Raw genomic sequence first — 18,804 nt, 5'->3', positions numbered from 1 at the left:
ATGAGAGAACTCACAGTTGATTTGGGAGAGCGTTCTTATCCGATTTACATCGGTCAAGGCGTACTGAACGACATTGCCGCCCTCTTCGACAAGCACGCCATCAGCCGCAAGTCGCCACTTCTCGTCGTTACCGACGATGAAGTGGCTTCGCGCCATCTGGAGCGCATGATGACGCTGCTCGGCGAAGGCGGCTTCGCCGCTACAGCCTGCGTCGTGCCCGCAGGCGAAACCTCCAAATCCCTCGCGCAGCTCGAGGGAATCGTCCTCTGCCGCCCTCCAGGCGGGCCTCGATCGCAAATCTGCGATCGTCGCCCCTGGAGGAGGCGTAGTAGGCGACCTCGCCGGCTTTGCGGCGGCGAGCTTCATGCGCGGGATCCGCTTCGTGCAGATCCCGACGACGATCCTTGCCCACGACAGCAGTGTCGGAGGCAAGGTAGCGGTCAATCACCCGATGGCAAAGAACATCATCGGGGCGTTTCATCAGCCTGAGCTGGTCCTCTTCGACATCGATACGCTGCTGACCCTTCCGCTTCGCCAAGTGAAAGCGGGCTTGTCCGAAGTAATCAAGCACGGCTTGATCTGGGACGCTGAATTTACGCAGTGGTGCGACGATAACGCCGAGAAGCTGCTCAGCCTGGATACGGATGCGTTGGAGTATGCGCTTTATCAAGGGTGCAAAGTGAAATCGATCGTCGTTTCGCAGGATGAGAGAGAAAATGATCTCCGTGCTATTCTAAATCTGGGCCATACCATTGGCCATGCTTTGGAAGCAGTCGCTGGCTATGGCGAGCTGCTGCATGGGGAAGCCATCTCAATCGGAATGGTCGGTGCAGCTAAGCTGGCGCAGCAATTCGGCTACAGTGAGGATATCCATACGGTCACTCGGAATTTATTTGTGAAATTTGGTTTGCCGGTTGCCATTCCTGCTCACTTGGATACGGACAGTATTATGAGCGCTATGATGCATGATAAGAAGTTCCAGGAAGGGACTATGGTTTATATCGTGCCTACGGAGATTGGTAAAGTTGAAATCCGCAAGGACGTACAAGTCAGTCAGGTTAGGGATATTGTGAACCAACTCAAAGGGGAGAGCTAATCTATGTTCGCAAGGGGAATTCGCGGTGCCACAACAGTAGAGCATAATGAAGAACAAGAGATACTATCTGCAACATCCGAACTGCTTCATGCCATCATAGCTGCTAATGATTGCAGACCCGAAGATATTAGTTATGTGTTTATCACAGTAACCCAAGACCTAACGGCAACATTCCCGGCTCGTGCAATTCGTACGATGAGCGGTTGGGAGCTTGTGCCACTGATGTGCGCGCTGGAAGTGCCTGTAGAGAATAGTTTGCCGAAATGCATCCGTTTAATGGTTCAAGTGAACACAACAAAGAGCCAATCCGAGATAAACCACATCTATTTAAAAGCAGCCCAAGCGCTGCGACCTGACATAGTGAATTTGACAAATCCGCAATAGCGGTAGTATAGTGTTTATAGATGAGTAAGTAGTGAGTAGAGCCTAGAGTTAGTATAGTTGAGCAGAGAACAGTTGAGTTGAGAAAGCAGAGTGTTTACGAGCATATGGTGGAGCATGCCTATTTAGGTTGCCATTTTACATATGCAGACACATCTTCTTTATTCATTTCATACTACCCTTCAACTTAAACCTAACACCTCTACTTCGGTAGAGGTTTTTTTATTATATTCCATTCAAAACGGACCCAAACTAAATGGGATATGATGGTTCCTCCATCGTAAAGCTTGACTTAAAAACGAATGAGTCTCCTTAGTGAGGAGCCTGTTGGAAGGGGAGTTCGATGATGTACACACCGGAAATCCAAGAAGTGATTCGACTTGCCAAAGATTATAATTTGATCCCTGTCGTTCGCAACCTGCTGGCCGACACGGAAACGCCGATTCGTGTGTTTCAACATCTGTATGCAGAACGTCGCGCATTCCTACTGGAGAGCGTAGAAGGCGGTGTGAAATGGGCGAGATATTCCTTTATCGGGAGTGATCCTTTCCTGATGATTCGCGCCAAGCACGGTAAAACGGAAGTGGAGACGGCAAGGGAAACGATAGTTTCCGAAGAAAGACCGGTTGAAATATTGAAAGCCTACCTTCGTTCCTATTCCAGTCCTCAGATTCCGGATCTTCCTCGTTTCACAGGTGGAGCTGTTGGGTTTTTCGGATATGATCTGCTTCAATACTATGAAAAGCTTCCGGCTCATCAAATTGATGATCTGCAAATGAACGATATCCAGTTTATGTTTTGTGATCAAGTGATCGTATTCGATCATTTTAAACAGCAGATTAAGGTTATCGCCAACGTGCATGTACCTAACTTCGCAACAGATGCCGACATTGTTGAAGCTTATCATGCAACCTGCGCGAAGATAGATGCTACGATTGAAAAGATCAAGCGACCGCTTAGCTTTGATACCATGACGCATAATCCGATCAAGGAAGAGCCGGAACTTGGTGAAATCCGTTCAAATATTACGAAAGATAAGTATATTGCCAATGTCGAGAAAGCCAAGGAATACATCCGGGCTGGCGACATTTTCCAAGTCGTGCTTTCTCAACGTTTTGAAATAGAAACAGCGGTATCGCCGCTTCAAGTGTACCGAGTCCTTCGTACGATGAACCCATCCCCCTATATGTACGTTCTCAAAATGGATGATGAAGTCATCGTTGGAACATCACCTGAGCTGCTGGTGCGTGTTGAGGAAGATAAAGTAGAAACTAGACCGATTGCGGGTACACGGCCAAGAGGCAGGACTCCGGAAGAGGATCTGGCTTTGGAAAAAGAACTGCTGGCAGACGAGAAAGAACGTGCAGAGCATCTTATGCTGGTTGATCTCGGACGAAATGACCTCGGACGTGTGTCGGAGTTTGGTACAGTAAAATGCGACACTTTTATGGATATTGAGCGTTACTCTCATGTCATGCACATCGTATCCAATGTGTCTGGTAAAATAGCAGCCAATAAAGACTTCTACGATGCCTTCCTTTCATGTATGCCTGCTGGCACGGTTTCAGGTGCTCCGAAGCTGAGAGCCATGGAAATCATTGCAGAGCTGGAGCCTGAATCGAGAGGAGCTTACGCGGGTGCCATCGGCTACCTGGGCTTCTCCGGTAATCTGGATACGTGCATTACGATTCGTACGATTATCTTCAAGAATGGCAAAGCTTACGTCCAGGCGGGTGCAGGAATCGTATGGGATTCCGTACCGGAGAATGAATTCGATGAAACGGTGAATAAAGCCAAAGCGCTGCTCAAAGCGATACGCATGGCGGAAGCGATGTTTAGTCCGGTGCCGAAGCCGGTAAGCGATATTAATAAAGATTACTTTGTCAATTCGTAGAAGGTTGGGGAGAAAGGGGAACGGATGTATGAGCGAGCAAATGACGATTCAAGGCGCGATAGCAAAGGTCATCGGCGGCGGCCATTTGAACCGTGAAGAAGCGCGGAGTATCATGTCGTGCATTATGGAAGGAGAAGCTTCGCCAGCTCAAATTGGCAGCCTCCTTACGGCGCTGCGGATCAAAGGGGAAACACTAGAGGAGATTACGGGCTTCGCCGAATGTATGAGGAGCAAGGCCGTTTCGGTGCGAGTATCTCAATCCAATTTGCTCGATACATGCGGTACCGGTGGAGATGGCGCGGATACGTTTAATATCTCGACAGCGGCCGCTTTTGTTGCGGCAGCAGGCGGAATACGTGTTGCTAAACATGGAAACAGAGCGATGTCAAGCAAGAGTGGAAGCGCGGACGTTTTGGAAGCACTGGGCGTTAATATTTCTATTAGCGGTGAACAAGCGGCTGAAGTCTTGGATCGAATCGGAATTTGCTTCATGTTTGCTCAGGCTTATCATCAGTCGATGAAGCATGTTGCAGCTCCTCGTAGAGAGCTTGGTTTCCGTACCGTATTCAATCTGCTTGGTCCTTTAACGAATCCGGCTGGTGCCGATCGCCAAGTGCTTGGCGTATTTGACAGTACGAAAACAGAGCTGATTGCAGAGGCGCTGAAGAACCTGGGCTTGAAACGTGCTCTCGTCGTTGCCAGCGAGGATGGCTTGGACGAATTCAGCATATCGGCTCCTACTAAAGTGACCGAGCTGAAAGACGATACCATCACAACCTATCTCATTACACCAGATGACTTGGGACTGCGTGCTCACAGCATCAAGGATGTAGCGGGCGGCGATGCACATCTAAACGCCGAGATTATCCGTAACATTTATGCCGGAGAAAGAGGCGCTCACCGAGACATTGTGCTGGCTAACGCTGCTGCTTGCTTCTATGTGACTGGACATTGCGGCACTCTGCAGCAAGGTGTTAAGCTTGCGGCCGACTCGATCGATTCGGGCAGAGCGGCACAGAAGCTGAACGAATACATTCAATTTACGGGAGAATTTAGCCATGTTTCTAGATAAAATTGTCGCGACTAAACAAGCGGAAGTAGAAGCAATGAAGATGACCTTCTCGATTTCTCATGCAGAGAAGGAGATCGCTTCGCTTCCCCCCTGCTTGGGGTTTGAAAAGGCACTGACTGAGCGAAGAAACCGCTCGATGGGTCTAATCGCAGAAGTGAAGAAAGCTTCCCCTTCAAAAGGGCTCATTCGATCGGACTTTGAGCCAGTCGCATTAGCACAAGCCTATGAGCGCGCCGGCGCGGACTGCATCTCGGTACTTACTGATGTAGATTATTTCCAAGGCAGCAACGACTATTTAAGCGCGGTGCGTAAGGCTGTTAACGTGCCGCTGCTGCGTAAAGATTTTACAATTGATGTTAAGCAAATATATGAAGCTCGGATGATCGGAGCGGATGCGATCCTCTTGATTGCGGCCATCTTAACTACTTCGAAGATGAAAGAATTCTTGGCGCTTGCTTCCGATTTGGGACTAGACGCGCTGGTCGAGGTTCATAATCGGGAAGAATTAGAAAGAGCGTTGGAGCTGGATACACAGCTTATAGGTATTAACAACCGTAACCTAAAAACGTTTGTGACGGATTTACATACAACAGAGGAACTAATCAGTATGATTCCCAAGGGGAAAACGGTGGTAAGTGAGAGTGGTATCTCTTCGAAGGCTGATATGACTTATCTGGAACAAATCGGTTCCCATGCCGTACTTATCGGTGAGCATTTCATGCGTCAGCCTGTTGTAGAGCAAGCGGTATACGACTTGATGGGCGAGAAATTCAGCGGCAAAAAGTAAGGAAAAGAGGCGGACAATCATGGCATTGCAGGCAGTCCCCACCATAAAAATTTGTGGACTACAAAGCGTTGAAGTGATAAAATCAATCGTACATTTGCCGATAGATCATATCGGTTTTGTTTTTGCTCCCAGCAAGCGCCAGATCACGCCGGAGAAGGCGGGCGAGCTGATTGCTTATTTGCAGTCAGAAGCTGCTGCCGGACTTAAGACGCCCCTAACGGTGGGCGTTTTTGTAAATCCGACGAATGATGAGCTGGAGCGAATCATGGCTGTGGCGAAGCTTGATGTGATTCAACTGCACAGCAAAGAAACGCCTGATTTTTGCAGGTGGGTTCGCGAGCATTTTCAGGTACAAGTGTTTAAATCCGTATCCATTTCGAAAACATCTGAATCAGTGCCAACCCCGGAGATGGTTGCAGCACAGCTGGACCCTTTTAAAGAGGCGGTTGATGCCATTCTGTTGGATACGTTTGATCCTGTGTACGGCGGCGGCTCCGGAAAGACTTTCGCATGGGATTGTATTCCTGTTTATCAAGAATGGGCGCGCAGGAGCGGCGTACGTCTTTTAGTAGCGGGAGGCCTTCAACCGGATAATGTCGATCAGTTAACATCGGTCTATTCACCTGATGGAGTAGACGTTTCCAGTGGTGTAGAGACCAGCGGTGTCAAAGATATAGCTAAAATTACTGCATTTGTAGAAAGGGTGACCCGTAAGTGACGCAAATACCTGACGCTCAAGGCAGGTTTGGAAAGTTCGGGGGCCGTTACGTGCCGGAGACGCTGATGAATGCGCTCATCGAGCTGGAAGAAGCTTACCAACGATATAAGGATGATCCTGAATTTATAGAAGAAGTTCGTTATCTGCAAAAGCAATACTCGGGGCGCCCGACCCCTTTGTATTATGCAGAACGGCTGACAGAGAAGCTCGGCGGAGCAAAGATTTATCTCAAGCGGGAGGATCTGAATCATACCGGAGCTCATAAAATCAATAATACGATTGGACAAGCTGTGCTTGCCAAACGAATGGGCAAAAAGAAAGTCATTGCAGAGACGGGCGCCGGACAGCATGGCGTGGCTTCGGCAACTGTGGCTGCTCTGCTCGGTTTGGAGTGCAAGGTATTCATGGGTGAAGAGGATACCAAGCGCCAACAGCTCAATGTATTCCGGATGAAGCTGCTCGGGTCTGAGGTCATTCCGGTAACATCCGGTACAAGAACACTGAAGGATGCATGTAACGAAACCCTTCGATATTGGGTTAGTCATGTTCAAGATACCTACTATATTCTTGGTTCGGTAACCGGACCGCATCCTTATCCTATGATGGTTCGTGATTTTCAACGTGTCATCGGCGACGAATCCCGCGAGCAAATTTTGGAAACGGAAGGACGTCTGCCGGATGCTGTAATCGCATGTGTAGGAGGCGGCAGCAACGCGATGGGGATATTCTATCCGTTTGTTAACGATACGGATGTAAAGCTTATAGGTGTTGAGGCAGCCGGTCGCGGTGTCGATACGGATGAGCATGCAGCTACGATGACGATGGGAACTCCTGGAGTGTTTCAAGGGTCGATGAGCTACCTGCTGCAAGATGAATTCGGTCAAGTACAGCCTGCACATTCTATTTCTGCAGGTCTGGACTATCCGGGGATTGGTCCCGAGCACGCATATCTGAAGGATATCGAGCGCGCTCAGTATTTCCCTATTACCGATCAGGAAGCACTTGACGGATTGCAGCTCCTTAGCCGTACGGAAGGGATCATACCAGCTCTCGAGAGCGCACATGCCATCGCGCAGGTTGTGAAGGTTGCGCCAACCATGGATAAAGATCAAATTATCGTCGTCAGCCTGTCCGGTCGCGGAGATAAAGACGTAGAAGCCATTATGGGTTATTTGGGTGAGGGGAGAGAATAAGCATGAACCGTATTGATCAACGATTTGCTGAGTTGAAGGAGCGCGGCGAAACAGCTTTAATTCCCTTTTTGACCATTGGAGACCCATCGCTGGATGCTTCAGTCGAATTGATTCTTGAGATGGAGCAAGCCGGTGCGGATCTAATCGAGCTAGGTGTGCCTTATTCGGATCCGCTTGCGGACGGCCCCGTCATTCAACGTTCTTCCGAGCGCGCCCTGCAGCGCCGCATTTCTGTTTATGATGTGATTGAAGTTGCCAATAAAGCGCGTAAACGTGGCTCCAAGCTTCCGTTTATTTTGTTTACTTATTACAATCCCGTCCTCCAAATTGGACTTGATAAAATCTTTAAGCTCATGCAGGAGAATGAAATTAGCGGAGCCATTATTCCGGACCTGCCGCTGGAAGAAGACAGTGAGACAAGAGAGGTTGCAGAGCGTTACGGAATCCATCTCATTCCGCTTGTTGCACCGACATCAAATGAACGTGTCAAGCGAATAGCAGCAGGTGCTAAGGGCTTCGTATATTGCGTTTCGTCACTCGGTGTCACTGGCGTTCGTTCAGAATTTTTCGGAGGGATCGATGAATTCTTATCGACCGTTCGTGAAGCGGCTCAGGTGCCTATTGTCGTGGGATTTGGTATTTCCAACCGTGAGCAAGTGGAGCGCTTTGAAAAACAGTGTGACGGAGTCGTAGTGGGCAGTGCCATCGTAAGAACGATTGAGGAAGTGCTGCACCATTTACAGGCAGATAGCGCACATCCTGAAGGACTCTTGCAAATACGCAAGTTTGTGGGACAATTAAAAGGTACGACAATTCAATAAGAGGTGACCTGAACCTATGCAACCTAAACAATCGATCGTTCATTTACCAGTCTACCAGCCTGGCAAGCCTATTGAGGAAGTAAAAAGAGAGCTGGGTCTTTCTGAAATTATTAAGCTCGCGTCTAATGAAAATCCTTTCGGCAGCTCGCCAAAGGTGAAAGCGGCAATCGAAGCCGAGCTGGCTAATATCAGCCTATATCCTGATGGCGGAGCTGTTGATTTAACATCCGCCGTTGCCAAGTATCTTGGTGTAGAGACGAACCAACTTATTTTCGGAGCAGGTTCGGATGAAGTTATTTTGATGCTCGCCAGAGCGTATCTAGTCCCAGGGGACGACACGGTGATGGCGAAGCATACGTTTCCGCAATACAAGCATAACTGTGAGATTGAAGGGGCCAACTGCATTGAGGTGCCTTTGAATCATGGTACACATGATCTTGATGCTATGTTAGCGGCGATTACTGACCGTACGAAGATCGTATGGATTTGTAATCCAAACAATCCTACAGGAACTATGAATACGGATGAGGAAATTAAAGCTTTCTTATCCAAAGTACCTTCAAACGTGCTTGTTGTGCTTGACGAGGCCTACTGTGAATACAACACAACAGGTGAGTATCCTGACAGTATTGAATTGATCAAGCAGTATGAGAATGTGATTTCTCTTCGCACTTTCTCCAAGATTTACGGATTGGCATCTTTACGGATTGGATACGGCGTCGGTCATCCTTCGGTCATTCGCACGATTAATCAAGTTCGCGAACCTTTTAATACGACTCGCATGGCTCAAGCAGCTGCCATCGCGGCGATTCAAGACAATAAATTTATTGAAAAATGCCGAACTGCCAATTCTGCCGGATTGGCCTACTTGACGGAGCAGTTTGCCAAGCTTGGTTTAACGGCGTTCCCAGCACATGGCAACTTTGTGATGGTGGATGTTGGCCGCCCTGCAGCAGCAGTATTTGAAGGTTTACTGCGCAAGGGGATTATTGTGCGCGGTGGACATCAATTGGACTTCCCGACATCAATTCGTGTGACAATCGGCAGCAGCGAGCAAAATGAAAAATTCATTGCTGCATTAACTCAAGTTCTAGCTGAGACAGCAGTACAAGCATAATAAACACGTTAAAGGTTGATTTGATGATAAAAATTGCGATATTCGGCGTAGGGCTGATCGGCGGTTCGATTGCCTTGTGCTACAAAGGAAAACCGGGCTACACCGTAGTCGGTCATTCGCCCAATCCCAAGTCAGTAGAGAAGCTGCTCAAACGGAATGTTGTGGATATGGCGACAACTTCCATGCAAGAAGCTGTTGAGGGCGCAGATTATATATTCCTCTGTGTGCCAGTGGGAATGCTCGAAGACTACTTGCTGCAGCTATCCAAGCTTCCTCTTAAACCAGGCTGTGTGATTACGGATGTTGGCAGCACGAAGGCATCAGTGACTGAATGCGCGTCAAAACTTGCCTTAGAAGGCGTTTATTTCATTGGGGGCCATCCTATGGCAGGCTCTGAGAGGCATGGGGTAGAAGCCGCTTCATCTCACTTGTTTGAGAATGCATTTTATGTGCTTACACCGGCGCTTGGGACACCTCAAGAAGTCGTAGATAGGTTAACAGACCTGCTGAAGATTACGAAGGCGCAAATCGTTCAGGTTGAGGCCAAAGAGCATGACGATATTGTGGGCGCGATCAGCCATCTGCCGCATATCATTGCAGTAGCTTTAGTGAATCAAGTTCGAGGATATAACGAATCGAACCCTCTTTATCAGAATCTAGCTGCCGGCGGATTCCGCGATATTACACGTATTGCTTCTAGTGAGCCGACAATCTGGCGGGACATTTTATTGAACAATCGGGATGTACTCTTGCGGTTGCTCCGAGATTGGAATGTAGAAATTGATCGTTTTGTTGACTTGCTGAATAACAATGATGGAGATGGGATCGCCGATCAGTTCCGCATAGCCGGAGAGTTTCGGGGGCAACTGCCCGAGCGTCGAAAAGGTATGATAACGTCCTTATATGATATTTATGTAGATATTCCTGACCACCCTGGCATCATAGGTCAAATTACGACCTTGCTTGGTAATCAGAGGATTAATTTAAGCAACATCCAGATCATTGAAAGCAGAGAAGATGTTCCTGGAGTGCTAAGATTATCTTTCCGTAATCAAGAGGATGCGGATAGGGCCGCAGAATTGTTGAAAATCAACTATACAGTTCGAATTTAACAGAAGTAAAGACTGGGTGACCTTTTCTATGATAAATAGGAGAAGGGGACCCGGTCTTTTTTAGTAGATAAGAAAGTATAAGTTTTATACTTTTGCTTCGCATCAACCTTGATAAACGCGCTCGTCCTTTAAGGACGACGAAGTTCGTTTATCCTTGACATATAAGAATTTATAAGTTTCACTCCATAATTCGGCTTATATGTTTTATAAACGTACTCGTCATTAAAGGACGGAGTAAGCCGTTTATCTCACATCAAATAATTGTTGAATCCGTTTTCAAAAAAAGTATTGACATAATGAAAACGGATACATATAATAAAAGTACAGTATGGTTTCTCTCCACTCCTTATCCGATAATCGCACCATAAGTGCAGCCGCCAATTTGGCGGTTTTTTTTTGTCTAAATAGCCATATTTTAATAAATTGCTTGATACAATGAAAAGACGGGCTGTCATGCAAAGCATACAATAGAAAGATCTGTTCACGAACATTTTACATATTATTGTCGAAATAAGCAGGAATTTTGCGTTCGATCAAGAATGATAATAAACCGCCTTATTTGATGCTTATAAATTGTTGCGATTCACGCAACTTTTCATTCCCGCCGAAGTACAACATTGTATAGCCGGCTGGGAATTTATCAGGAATCGCGAGGAGGATCGCCGCGTAATGACCGATTCCCAGTTGATACGAGAAATCAAGGATGGCAACGTTCAGCTCTATAATGAGTTAATGCGTCGTTATGAGCGTAAAATCCTTGCATTCATCTACCATATGCTCAAAAGCACACAAATGGAGGCAATCGCTGAAGATTTGTGTAATGAGACATTTTACAAAGCATATCGGAGCTTACATTCATTTCGAGAGGTAGAAGCCTCTTTTTTCTACGTGGCTGTACACAATTGCTCGCAATACCGTACTGAGTGAGCTGCGTAAGAATAAGAGTATTCAGGTGTCTTTGGAGCAAAGCGGGCATACGCCTATTGCATCCTTTGATTCATTGCCGGAACAGACCATGCTGCGTAATGAGAAGGTTATTATGGTTAGAGAAGCAATTAACAGTTTACCGGAGAAGCAAAGATCGGCTTTAATCTTACGAGAATATGATCAGCTTGATTATCAAGAAATTGCAAATATACTTGGCCAGACGGTAAGCTCAGTGAAATCGTTATTGTTTCGGGCTAGAGCTTCTGTCAAGCTTCAGCTGGAGCCCTATTTCAGCGAATCAATATTTGAAGAGTACGAAGGGATGAAGCAACGATGAAGTGTAGTGACATTCAGGAGTTATTTGGTGTCTATTGGGATTTGCCGAATGATGACCTGAGACGCGCAGCGGTAGATCAGCATATTGCTGGTTGTCCGGATTGCGCGGAGGAATATCAAATCTGGGAAGAGAGCACGATTCTCATACGGAGCGCTTCGTTGGATAAAGAGCTTCCCGAGTACGAAGCCACGGTTTCGAATCATGTGATGAACCGGATCTATCAGGATGAATCATGGCGGATTCCAGTACCCGATCGTATGTATGCGATCTCGTATAAGCTCAGAAGAAACCTCACTGCGGTCATTGCGTTTTGTTTAGCTTTATTCATGTTTAGCTTTTTATTTGCGGTTGTTTATGGAGAATCGCCTGAGTCCTCTATGGCCAAAGCCGACAATTCTCTATACGATTTGCAAGCACCTCAAGCCTTGAAAAGCGACTCCTCCGAGTCGATGAACGGGCGTCAGATGGTGACTGCCGTTGCCAGCTTAAACAACAGCTTCATGGAGCCGCTAAGCTTTCATGTAGGACCGATCCATTCGTACCCGCATTATTTATTAGTAGTGTCAATCTTAGGGCTGATCAGTACCATGTTAATCATGAATTGGCTTTCACGTACGAAAGCGTAAGTATTGTGAAGAACAAAGTGCTCCCCGGTGGACCAGTCAACATCGATTAAAGATAAGCTAGTATGAAGAGCTCAGTAGGTTTCGGTGAAGCGTAGCGGTCGCCTTTGACAGTTTGTTATCACCTTATAAGGCCTTTAGTTCAAAGAGATAACGAATTGTTAACAGCGATCTGAGAAAAGCTACTGAAGCTCGTAATGACACCTATTTTATCAACAAACTGACTGCTCCGTAAGGAGCAGTTTCTATTTGCAGGGAGGATGTATCATGACGACAATTGGACTAATCCGACATGGGAGTACCGAGTGGAATCGATTAGGGAAGCTTCAGGGTCAATTGGATACGGAATTAACAGAGGAAGGCAGATTGCAGGCTCGAATGCTGGGTAGAAGGCTTGCTGATGAGAATTGGTCAGGTATGATCAGCAGCGACTTGAAACGTGCGAGTGAAACAGCAAGTATAGTCTCTGAGATCTCGGGTATTCCGTTTCTTCATACAGATGTAAGGCTTCGCGAGAGGAGCTTTGGGCTAGCTGAAGGTACTACGCTGGCCGAGCGACATGCTCGTTGGGGAGAGAACTGGAAGCAGCGGATTTAGGTGGAGAAAGCGATGAGCAAGTATGGGCTAGATGGGAGCAATTAATCAGTGAATTGACTCAACAGCACCCACAGGGCAGACTTCTCATTATTTCTCACGGTGGATTTATTGTACAAGTACTTCGCGGACTTCAGATGGAGCGAGAGGAGTTTTTAAATAATACGTCGTTGACAGTACTCAAGCGTTCGAATGACAAATGGGAGCTTGAGCTCTATAACTGCCAAGCACATTTAGCTGCATTATGAGAAACTTCTTTCCTTACCTGTAACTCTATTAGATTTAGGACGAATAATACTTTATTAGGAAACTGGCGTCGCTCTAACCATGAGCGGCGTTTTTTTGTGGTCAATCCGAATATTTTCGGAAAATAATCCCATAATGGTTACTAGAAACCTTGAAGGACAAGGTATCTAGCACTGGGGGATAACATGGAAATGAACCTAGCAGATATGCTCAGCTATGCCGACATCCATGATCTAAGCAGAATAGCGACTACTTATGAATGCGAGTGTAACGGACATTCGAAGAATGAACTGATTCAATCGATCCTAAGCACAGCGCTCCGAAAAGAGATTTTTGAAAAGCATGTGGAAAGCCTCAGGATCGAGGATGTACGGTTTCTGAATTCGTTATTATTTGATTCCAGGAATGCGTTCAGTTTAGAAGAATTAACGGCCAGAGTTCAGCAATCCCGCTTTTCGAAAGAAGCAGATGAGGGTTGGAATCCGCGTGATATGATTATCAAATTCAAACAGCGTGGATGGCTTTTCAATGGATATTCCCAGCAAACGAAATATTTGTATCATGTACCACATGATCTGAAGAAAAAATTTCGTGATGTGCTGATGAATCAATTTAAGCAAGATATGGCGTACAGCGGGGAACCGAATGTCTACCGGGACGAGCAGATGCTGATTGTTGACGATATATTTCATTTTCTCAAGTATATCTCCCTGCAGCAGGAAATTCCTCTTACAGCGGACGGTACCATGTATAAACGTCAGCAGCAGCAAATTTATGAAAGACTGTCCGTTCAGGAGGACATGGTACAAAAAGGGGTCTGGCGCTTTGGTTACGGGAGAATGTTCAAAGAATACCCAAACCGATTCTCACTTATATACGACTATTGCTATTATCACCATCTGATCGCTGAGAATCATCAAGGGCTTGTACTAACTCAAGAAGGTAGAGCACGGGTAGAGGAGAACAGGAAGGAAAATATATCTCATGTCTATCGTTTTTGGCTTCGTCTGTATAAAAATCCGATCCCGAATGTACATGTCATTGCGAATTGATCGACCGACTTGCCAGCCAATGGGTGACTTCGGATTCACTGGGTAAAGTTTTAACAAACCTGATCAAACCTTTTTATTATGATAACTCCGAATCCGTCTTTGAACAAAGAATTCTTCAGATGCTGATGCATTTGGGAGTAGTTCGGGTCGGAGATGATGAGAATCTGGGGACGGTTGTTCAAGTGACCAAATTGGGTAGCAGCTTGATTCAAGGAACGTTTGTTGCCGAGCATGATAAAGTTGAGTTAATTCTGGATCCAAACGGATCCATCCGTGCTTCGTTATAAAAAAGTAAGGTGATGATGCGGTAGGTAAAGACACATTCATGTGCGAAGAGGGCGTTTGCAGGAAACGCAGCAGGGCTAACTGAATATGCTTTAGTAGGGGCATTCACATTTGAATCCATAGAATGTGAGAAATCAACAGGAGACGCTCTTGCCATGAATGTTCCTGACAAACCGCGGACACAAAGTGGAGGTAGGTCCTATGGGAAAAAATGAATGTATCTAATGACGCGCTTTTGGCACTTTTCGCTGAAATGGTTTGGGACGACGCCATTCGCAAATATAAAGAAGAAAATCTCTATAAGGAGATAGACTGTGCTTTAGCCAAAGGCGATCAAGAAACGTTCCTGGCCCTAACTTCTGAGCTGAAAACACTACAATCGCTGGGTTAGAACGTGTTTGGTTATTGACGCATTATCGTCAAATTTCGGTACCTCAAAGACATGTGATGAAAAAATCATGTGTCTTTTTTTGCTATTCGAAAGCGATTTCCGAAAAAAATGTGGAATTTTCATCGAATTTCAGAACCAAATCAGGCTTTCATTCGTCAATACCTATGTTGATTTTACTGCGAGGAGTAGACATGAGAATGAAAGTAAGGAAAAGAAAACGAACAAGCAAGCTGTTGATAGTTCCCGTATTACTAATTGGCATCCTGATCGCTTCAGGCGGAACTTATGCGGCATATATGTACGCGAAAGTCAATACGACTTTAGAACAAATCTCTGTTCCTTCAGAGCCTTCCGAGCGCAATCAAACCGTGACTATGACGACGTATAATCAGGATCAGCAGATTGAATCGGTCGATAAGCCGCTAACGTTCCTTCTGACCGCAGTTGATGAGAGAGCAGGGAGCGAAGGCTCGCTCAATACGGACGTGATGATGCTCTTTAGCCTGAATAAGACTACGAAGAAAGCAACAATTGTCTCGATTCCAAGAGATTTGGAAGTGACACCTGAGCAGTCAGGTCTAGCTGAATCTCACAAAGCGAATTATTTTTATGCTTACAATTATAATAAAAACAAGAAGACCGCTTTGCAGCAGACCAAGCTTATGTACAGCCGCATCTATCAGGTTCCGATCGACTATATGGCAATTATAAATTTTGAGGGCTTCAAGCAGCTTGTCGATGAGCTGGGGGGCTTACAGGTCAATGTAGACATGGATATGAAATATACCGACACGAGTGATGGAACTCATATTGATTTAAGGAAGGGTGAGCAGCTGCTGAGCGGTAGTCAAACGCTTGATTTCATCCGTTACCGAAAATCTAATCAGGGTACCAAAGAATCCTCGGACGTAGCTCGTAATGAGCGAGAGCAGGCTGTGCTTGATCAAATTCTCGATAAACTAACCTCCTTCAGAGGAGTAACGGCTTGGAGTAAGCTGCTTGAGATCATTGGGAAAAATGTGAAAACCGACATGCCAGTCGATGAGCTGAAGGCGCTGGCAGCCTCTTATCAAGAGGTAAAGCCTGAAACGATTCATTTTATTCATTTGGATGGAGAATGGCACAGTCCCTATCTGGTTATCCCGCCTACAGACCTGAATCAAGCCCTGAATGAGCTTAAAGGTCACAATACGGTAGCAATTGACAGTTTCATAAGGACAGATTAAAGTAGCAAATAGAGCTTGGATGGCATACATAGCAAGCTCTTCTTCTGCAGAATATATATGGAGGGGATTCCATGAAATTCAGTGAGGTAGAGCAAGAGCAATGGTCCGAATTGGAGCCTTATTTGGATACTTGCTTATTGCCGCTTACAGGTCTAAACGGAACGGAAAAACCGTGGGAGGCAACCAAGGCGCTGGAGGACTTGAGAGATGCGCTTGAAACGATAGAGCTTCCATTCAAAGGGAGAGTAGTGACTTACCCGGCGCTTCATTATGTAACAGGTGTAGATGCGACCGGACAAATAAACGCTCTGACTCTTCAATTGAAGGAAGCGGGTTTTCGGTTTGTAATTGTCCTAACGGCTCAACACGAGGCATTTAGTGAAGTGCCCCAAGAGCCTGATTTATTCATTACAGTAAATATGAATGAATGGACAAGCCATGCTGCCGCATGCAAATCTGATATTTCAAAACAAGTCCAGCACTTATGGTATGGGGCCAACTAAATTTATCCGTATCCGCGTATCAATGGAAATAAAATTGCAAAGGATAAGGAGAGTAAACGGTTTTTGAGGTGGACAGAAGTTGTGACAATTTCGTTAAAATTTGTCCAAAGCCCGAGAATTACGTCATTGAAAACAAGCCGGGCATTCTTGACGCCCTAAGGGTCGTAGGCTATTATTAGTAATGTCCTAGTTATGTAGTGTAATGTCGAACGACACGTGATAGAGGTTTCTGTGCGTCCGCACCCGCGGACGCCGGCCAATGTAGGAGGGTAGACCTGAGAATGAGTGACCACAACAATCACAATGAAGAACAGCATGGAAAGAAACCGGGAAACAAAGCGCGAAATGTCCCGTCGACAATTTCTTTCTTACACCCTAGGTGGTGCTGGAGGATTCATGGCAGCCGGTATTTTCGTACCAATGCTGAGGTTTGCTGTTGATCCTGTGCTTCAACCAAAGAAAGCATCAGACTGGATTAAAGTTGTCGAAGAAAGCAAGGTTACGAATGAACCGCAATCGTTCACATTCCAAATCCATCAAATTGATGGCTGGTATGAGAGTGATGCAGAGCTAGTAGCTTGGATTTCTAAAGACAGCAGCGGCAAGCTGTTTGCTTTGAACCCAACTTGTAAACACCTTGGATGTACAGTTAACTGGAACGACAATCCTGCTTACAAGAATCAGTATTTCTGTCCTTGCCACGGCGCTCACTATACGCAAGACGGCAAAAACCTTGCGGTAGCGCCTAAGCCATTAGACGAGTACTCGGTAAAAGTAGAGAACGGATTCGTTTACGTGGGACAACTGCATGCCAACACAAGAGTATAAGGAGGCGTCACGATCAGATGTTTAAAAATGTATACAACTGGATTGACGAACGTCTTGATATTACGCCGATGTGGAGGGATGTTGCAGACCACGAGGTTCCTGAACACGTTAACCCTGCTCATCACTTTTCCGCATTCGTATACTGCTTCGGCGGTTTGACGTTTTTCATTACAGTGATTCAAATTTTGTCAGGTATGTTTCTAACGATGTATTACACGCCTGATATTATCAACGCATATGCGTCGGTAGACTATTTGCAGCATAAGGTTGCATTTGGTGTAATTGTAAGGGGATGCATCACTGGGGTGCCAGTCTTGTAATCGTCATGATGTTCTTACATACCTTGCGCGTGTTCTTCACAGGTTCTTATAAAGCTCCTCGTGAAATGAATTGGGTTGTTGGGATGCTTATTTTCTTCGTAATGTTAGGACTTGGTTTTACAGGATACCTGCTTCCTTGGGATAACAAAGCTTACTTTGCAACTCAAGTAGGTATCAAGATTGCCGCGTCTGTACCGTTCATCGGTCAATACATACAGACATTGCTTCAAGGTGGACAGATCGTTGGAGCTGAAACTTTGACTCGTTTCTTTGCAATTCACGTGTTCTTCCTGCCTGGCGTTCTGCTCGCTTTGCTTGCCGGACACTTCTTTATGATTCGCAAACAAGGTATTTCCGGACCGCTATAATTGAAAGGAGGGCCTACTAGCGTGGCGCATGGTCATAAGTCTGACGAAAAAGTTGTTTACGTTGGGGATTCCCGCGTAGTTAAAAAATCACCGGAGCAGCGTTTGATTCCTAGGGATTATTCAGCGTATCCGGGGAAATCAGAAGCTTTTATTCCTAACTTTTTGCTGAAAGAATGGATGGTAGGGGTAGTAGTTCTGGTTGGGATGCTAGTGCTCGTTATGTCGGATCCGGCACCTCTTGGTTATCCGGCTGATCCGAAGAATACACAATTTATTCCTATGCCTGACTGGTACTTCTTGTTCATGTACCAATTATTGAAATATCCGTATACTTCAAATCAATTCGTCGTACTCGGAGCAGTGGTTGTTCCTGGTCTTCTGTTTGGAGGATTGCTTCTTGCTCCATTCCTGGATACAGGCAAAGAACGTCGTTTCTACAAAAGACCGATTGCTTCTTCCTTGATGATCTTATCTTTGGTTGCATGTTCTTATCTGACTTACACATCTTGGGCACATTACCAAGAAGAGTTGAAGGAGAAAAAACATCATTCCTGAGCACATCAAGCGCGAAGAAGAGCTACAAGCTAATAAAGGTGCATCTGGAGGCGGAGCAGCTAAGACCCCTGCGAAAGCAGCGGCGCTTGTTGCGGCTGATGATCCTGCGGCTGAAATCTACAAAAAAGCTACATGTATTTCTTGTCACCAAGCTGGTCTTAAAGGTATGCCGGCATCCGGTGTTCCTGCACTGCTTGGAGTTGGAGACAAGCACTCCAAGGATGAAATTTTAGGTATTATTAAGAATGGTAAAGGCAACATGGGCACACAATATCAAGCAAATATTGATAAAGGTCTTACTGATGCCGATATCGATAAGCTTGCAGACTGGTTGTCCCGCCAAAAGAAAGCTGAGTAA

Annotated in this window: 16 protein-coding genes and 5 pseudogenes; all 21 read left to right on the top strand. The window is 46.0% G+C overall.

Annotated elements, in window-relative coordinates; all coding sequences use genetic code 11:
- Positions 1–1,096 (top strand): annotated as a pseudogene (aroB, locus tag L0M14_RS14640) (3-dehydroquinate synthase).
- A 3-nt stretch (positions 1,097–1,099) separates the two neighbouring features.
- Positions 1,100–1,480: a chorismate mutase gene (gene aroH, locus L0M14_RS14635; RefSeq protein WP_235122735.1), complete on the top strand. Its 381-nt coding sequence runs from the start codon at positions 1,100–1,102 to the stop codon at positions 1,478–1,480.
- 343 nt (positions 1,481–1,823) lie between these two features.
- Positions 1,824–3,371, top strand: coding sequence for an anthranilate synthase component I (gene trpE / locus L0M14_RS14630; RefSeq protein WP_235122912.1), 1,548 nt, complete (start codon positions 1,824–1,826; stop codon positions 3,369–3,371).
- A 28-nt stretch (positions 3,372–3,399) separates the two neighbouring features.
- Positions 3,400–4,443, top strand: coding sequence for an anthranilate phosphoribosyltransferase (gene trpD, locus L0M14_RS14625; RefSeq protein ID WP_235122734.1), 1,044 nt, complete (start codon positions 3,400–3,402; stop codon positions 4,441–4,443).
- Positions 4,430–5,230 carry an indole-3-glycerol phosphate synthase TrpC gene (gene trpC, locus L0M14_RS14620; protein ID WP_235122733.1) on the top strand — a complete coding sequence of 267 codons (801 nt, stop codon included), beginning with the start codon at positions 4,430–4,432 and terminating at the stop codon, positions 5,228–5,230. Before trpD ends, trpC begins: the two co-directional genes overlap by 14 nt.
- 19 nt (positions 5,231–5,249) lie before the next feature.
- Positions 5,250–5,948: a phosphoribosylanthranilate isomerase gene (locus L0M14_RS14615; RefSeq protein ID WP_235122732.1), complete on the top strand. Its 699-nt coding sequence runs from the start codon at positions 5,250–5,252 to the stop codon at positions 5,946–5,948.
- Positions 5,945–7,141 carry a tryptophan synthase subunit beta gene (gene trpB / locus L0M14_RS14610; RefSeq protein WP_235122731.1) on the top strand — a complete coding sequence of 399 codons (1,197 nt, stop codon included), beginning with the start codon at positions 5,945–5,947 and terminating at the stop codon, positions 7,139–7,141. Before L0M14_RS14615 ends, trpB begins: the two co-directional genes overlap by 4 nt.
- A 2-nt stretch (positions 7,142–7,143) precedes the next feature.
- Positions 7,144–7,962, top strand: a complete 819-nt coding sequence (gene trpA / locus L0M14_RS14605; RefSeq protein ID WP_235122730.1) for a tryptophan synthase subunit alpha — start codon at positions 7,144–7,146, stop codon at positions 7,960–7,962.
- A 16-nt stretch (positions 7,963–7,978) separates the two neighbouring features.
- Entirely contained in the window at positions 7,979–9,079 is a 1,101-nt protein-coding gene (gene hisC, locus L0M14_RS14600; RefSeq protein ID WP_235122729.1) for a histidinol-phosphate transaminase, read from the top strand.
- 23 nt (positions 9,080–9,102) lie between these two features.
- Positions 9,103–10,191 carry a prephenate dehydrogenase gene (locus L0M14_RS14595; protein WP_235122728.1) on the top strand — a complete coding sequence of 363 codons (1,089 nt, stop codon included), beginning with the start codon at positions 9,103–9,105 and terminating at the stop codon, positions 10,189–10,191.
- A gap of 669 nt (positions 10,192–10,860) precedes the next feature.
- Positions 10,861–11,455, top strand: a pseudogene (locus L0M14_RS14590) (RNA polymerase sigma factor).
- Positions 11,452–12,081, top strand: coding sequence for an anti-sigma factor family protein (locus L0M14_RS14585; protein ID WP_235122727.1), 630 nt, complete (start codon positions 11,452–11,454; stop codon positions 12,079–12,081). The pseudogene L0M14_RS14590 and the gene L0M14_RS14585 overlap by 4 nt, the downstream one beginning before the upstream one ends.
- Positions 12,082–12,345: 264 nt before the next feature.
- Positions 12,346–12,920 (top strand): annotated as a pseudogene (locus tag L0M14_RS14580) (histidine phosphatase family protein).
- Between the two features lie 183 nt (positions 12,921–13,103).
- A complete protein-coding gene (locus L0M14_RS14575; protein ID WP_311198884.1) occupies positions 13,104–13,970 on the top strand; it encodes a hypothetical protein in 867 nt (288 codons plus the stop codon).
- Between the two features lie 119 nt (positions 13,971–14,089).
- On the top strand, positions 14,090–14,257 hold the full coding sequence (locus tag L0M14_RS31545; protein ID WP_311198883.1) for a hypothetical protein: 168 nt from the start codon (positions 14,090–14,092) through the stop codon (positions 14,255–14,257).
- Between the two features lie 209 nt (positions 14,258–14,466).
- Complete coding sequence (locus L0M14_RS14570; RefSeq protein ID WP_235122726.1) at positions 14,467–14,646, top strand: IDEAL domain-containing protein; 180 nt, start codon at positions 14,467–14,469, stop codon at positions 14,644–14,646.
- A gap of 197 nt (positions 14,647–14,843) precedes the next feature.
- On the top strand, positions 14,844–15,872 hold the full coding sequence (locus L0M14_RS14565; protein ID WP_235122725.1) for an LCP family protein: 1,029 nt from the start codon (positions 14,844–14,846) through the stop codon (positions 15,870–15,872).
- Between the two features lie 71 nt (positions 15,873–15,943).
- Positions 15,944–16,375: a DUF2487 family protein gene (locus tag L0M14_RS14560; RefSeq protein WP_235122724.1), complete on the top strand. Its 432-nt coding sequence runs from the start codon at positions 15,944–15,946 to the stop codon at positions 16,373–16,375.
- A 396-nt stretch (positions 16,376–16,771) separates the two neighbouring features.
- Positions 16,772–17,203 (top strand): QcrA and Rieske domain-containing protein, encoded by a 432-nt coding sequence (locus tag L0M14_RS14555; RefSeq protein ID WP_311198882.1) that lies wholly within the window; start codon positions 16,772–16,774, stop codon positions 17,201–17,203.
- Positions 17,204–17,220: 17 nt separating this feature from the next.
- Positions 17,221–17,891, top strand: a pseudogene (gene qcrB, locus L0M14_RS14550) (menaquinol-cytochrome c reductase cytochrome b subunit).
- Positions 17,892–17,912: 21 nt separating this feature from the next.
- Positions 17,913–18,804 (top strand): annotated as a pseudogene (locus tag L0M14_RS14545) (c-type cytochrome).

The organism is Paenibacillus hexagrammi, assembly GCF_021513275.1.
Classification (GTDB): domain Bacteria; phylum Bacillota; class Bacilli; order Paenibacillales; family NBRC-103111; genus Paenibacillus_E; species Paenibacillus_E hexagrammi.
The sequence above is the reverse complement of the archived record's forward strand: the minus strand, read 5'-3'. Positions and strand labels throughout refer to the sequence as shown.

Excerpts from the sequence above, each read along its gene's own strand:
- aroH (WP_235122735.1), top strand. The coding sequence starts at position 1,100 with ATGTTCGCAAGGGGAATTCGCGGTGCCACAACAGTAGAGCATAATGAA.
- trpE (WP_235122912.1), top strand. The coding sequence starts at position 1,824 with ATGTACACACCGGAAATCCAAGAAGTGATTCGACTTGCCAAAGATTAT.
- trpD (WP_235122734.1), top strand. The coding sequence starts at position 3,400 with ATGAGCGAGCAAATGACGATTCAAGGCGCGATAGCAAAGGTCATCGGC.
- trpC (WP_235122733.1), top strand. The coding sequence starts at position 4,430 with ATGTTTCTAGATAAAATTGTCGCGACTAAACAAGCGGAAGTAGAAGCA.
- L0M14_RS14615 (WP_235122732.1), top strand. The coding sequence starts at position 5,250 with ATGGCATTGCAGGCAGTCCCCACCATAAAAATTTGTGGACTACAAAGC.
- trpA (WP_235122730.1), top strand. The coding sequence starts at position 7,144 with ATGAACCGTATTGATCAACGATTTGCTGAGTTGAAGGAGCGCGGCGAA.
- hisC (WP_235122729.1), top strand. The coding sequence starts at position 7,979 with ATGCAACCTAAACAATCGATCGTTCATTTACCAGTCTACCAGCCTGGC.
- L0M14_RS14595 (WP_235122728.1), top strand. The coding sequence starts at position 9,103 with ATGATAAAAATTGCGATATTCGGCGTAGGGCTGATCGGCGGTTCGATT.
- L0M14_RS14585 (WP_235122727.1), top strand. The coding sequence starts at position 11,452 with ATGAAGTGTAGTGACATTCAGGAGTTATTTGGTGTCTATTGGGATTTG.
- L0M14_RS14575 (WP_311198884.1), top strand. The coding sequence starts at position 13,104 with ATGGAAATGAACCTAGCAGATATGCTCAGCTATGCCGACATCCATGAT.
- L0M14_RS31545 (WP_311198883.1), top strand. The coding sequence starts at position 14,090 with ATGCTGATGCATTTGGGAGTAGTTCGGGTCGGAGATGATGAGAATCTG.
- L0M14_RS14570 (WP_235122726.1), top strand. The coding sequence starts at position 14,467 with ATGAATGTATCTAATGACGCGCTTTTGGCACTTTTCGCTGAAATGGTT.
- L0M14_RS14565 (WP_235122725.1), top strand. The coding sequence starts at position 14,844 with ATGAAAGTAAGGAAAAGAAAACGAACAAGCAAGCTGTTGATAGTTCCC.
- L0M14_RS14560 (WP_235122724.1), top strand. The coding sequence starts at position 15,944 with ATGAAATTCAGTGAGGTAGAGCAAGAGCAATGGTCCGAATTGGAGCCT.
- L0M14_RS14555 (WP_311198882.1), top strand. The coding sequence starts at position 16,772 with ATGGCAGCCGGTATTTTCGTACCAATGCTGAGGTTTGCTGTTGATCCT.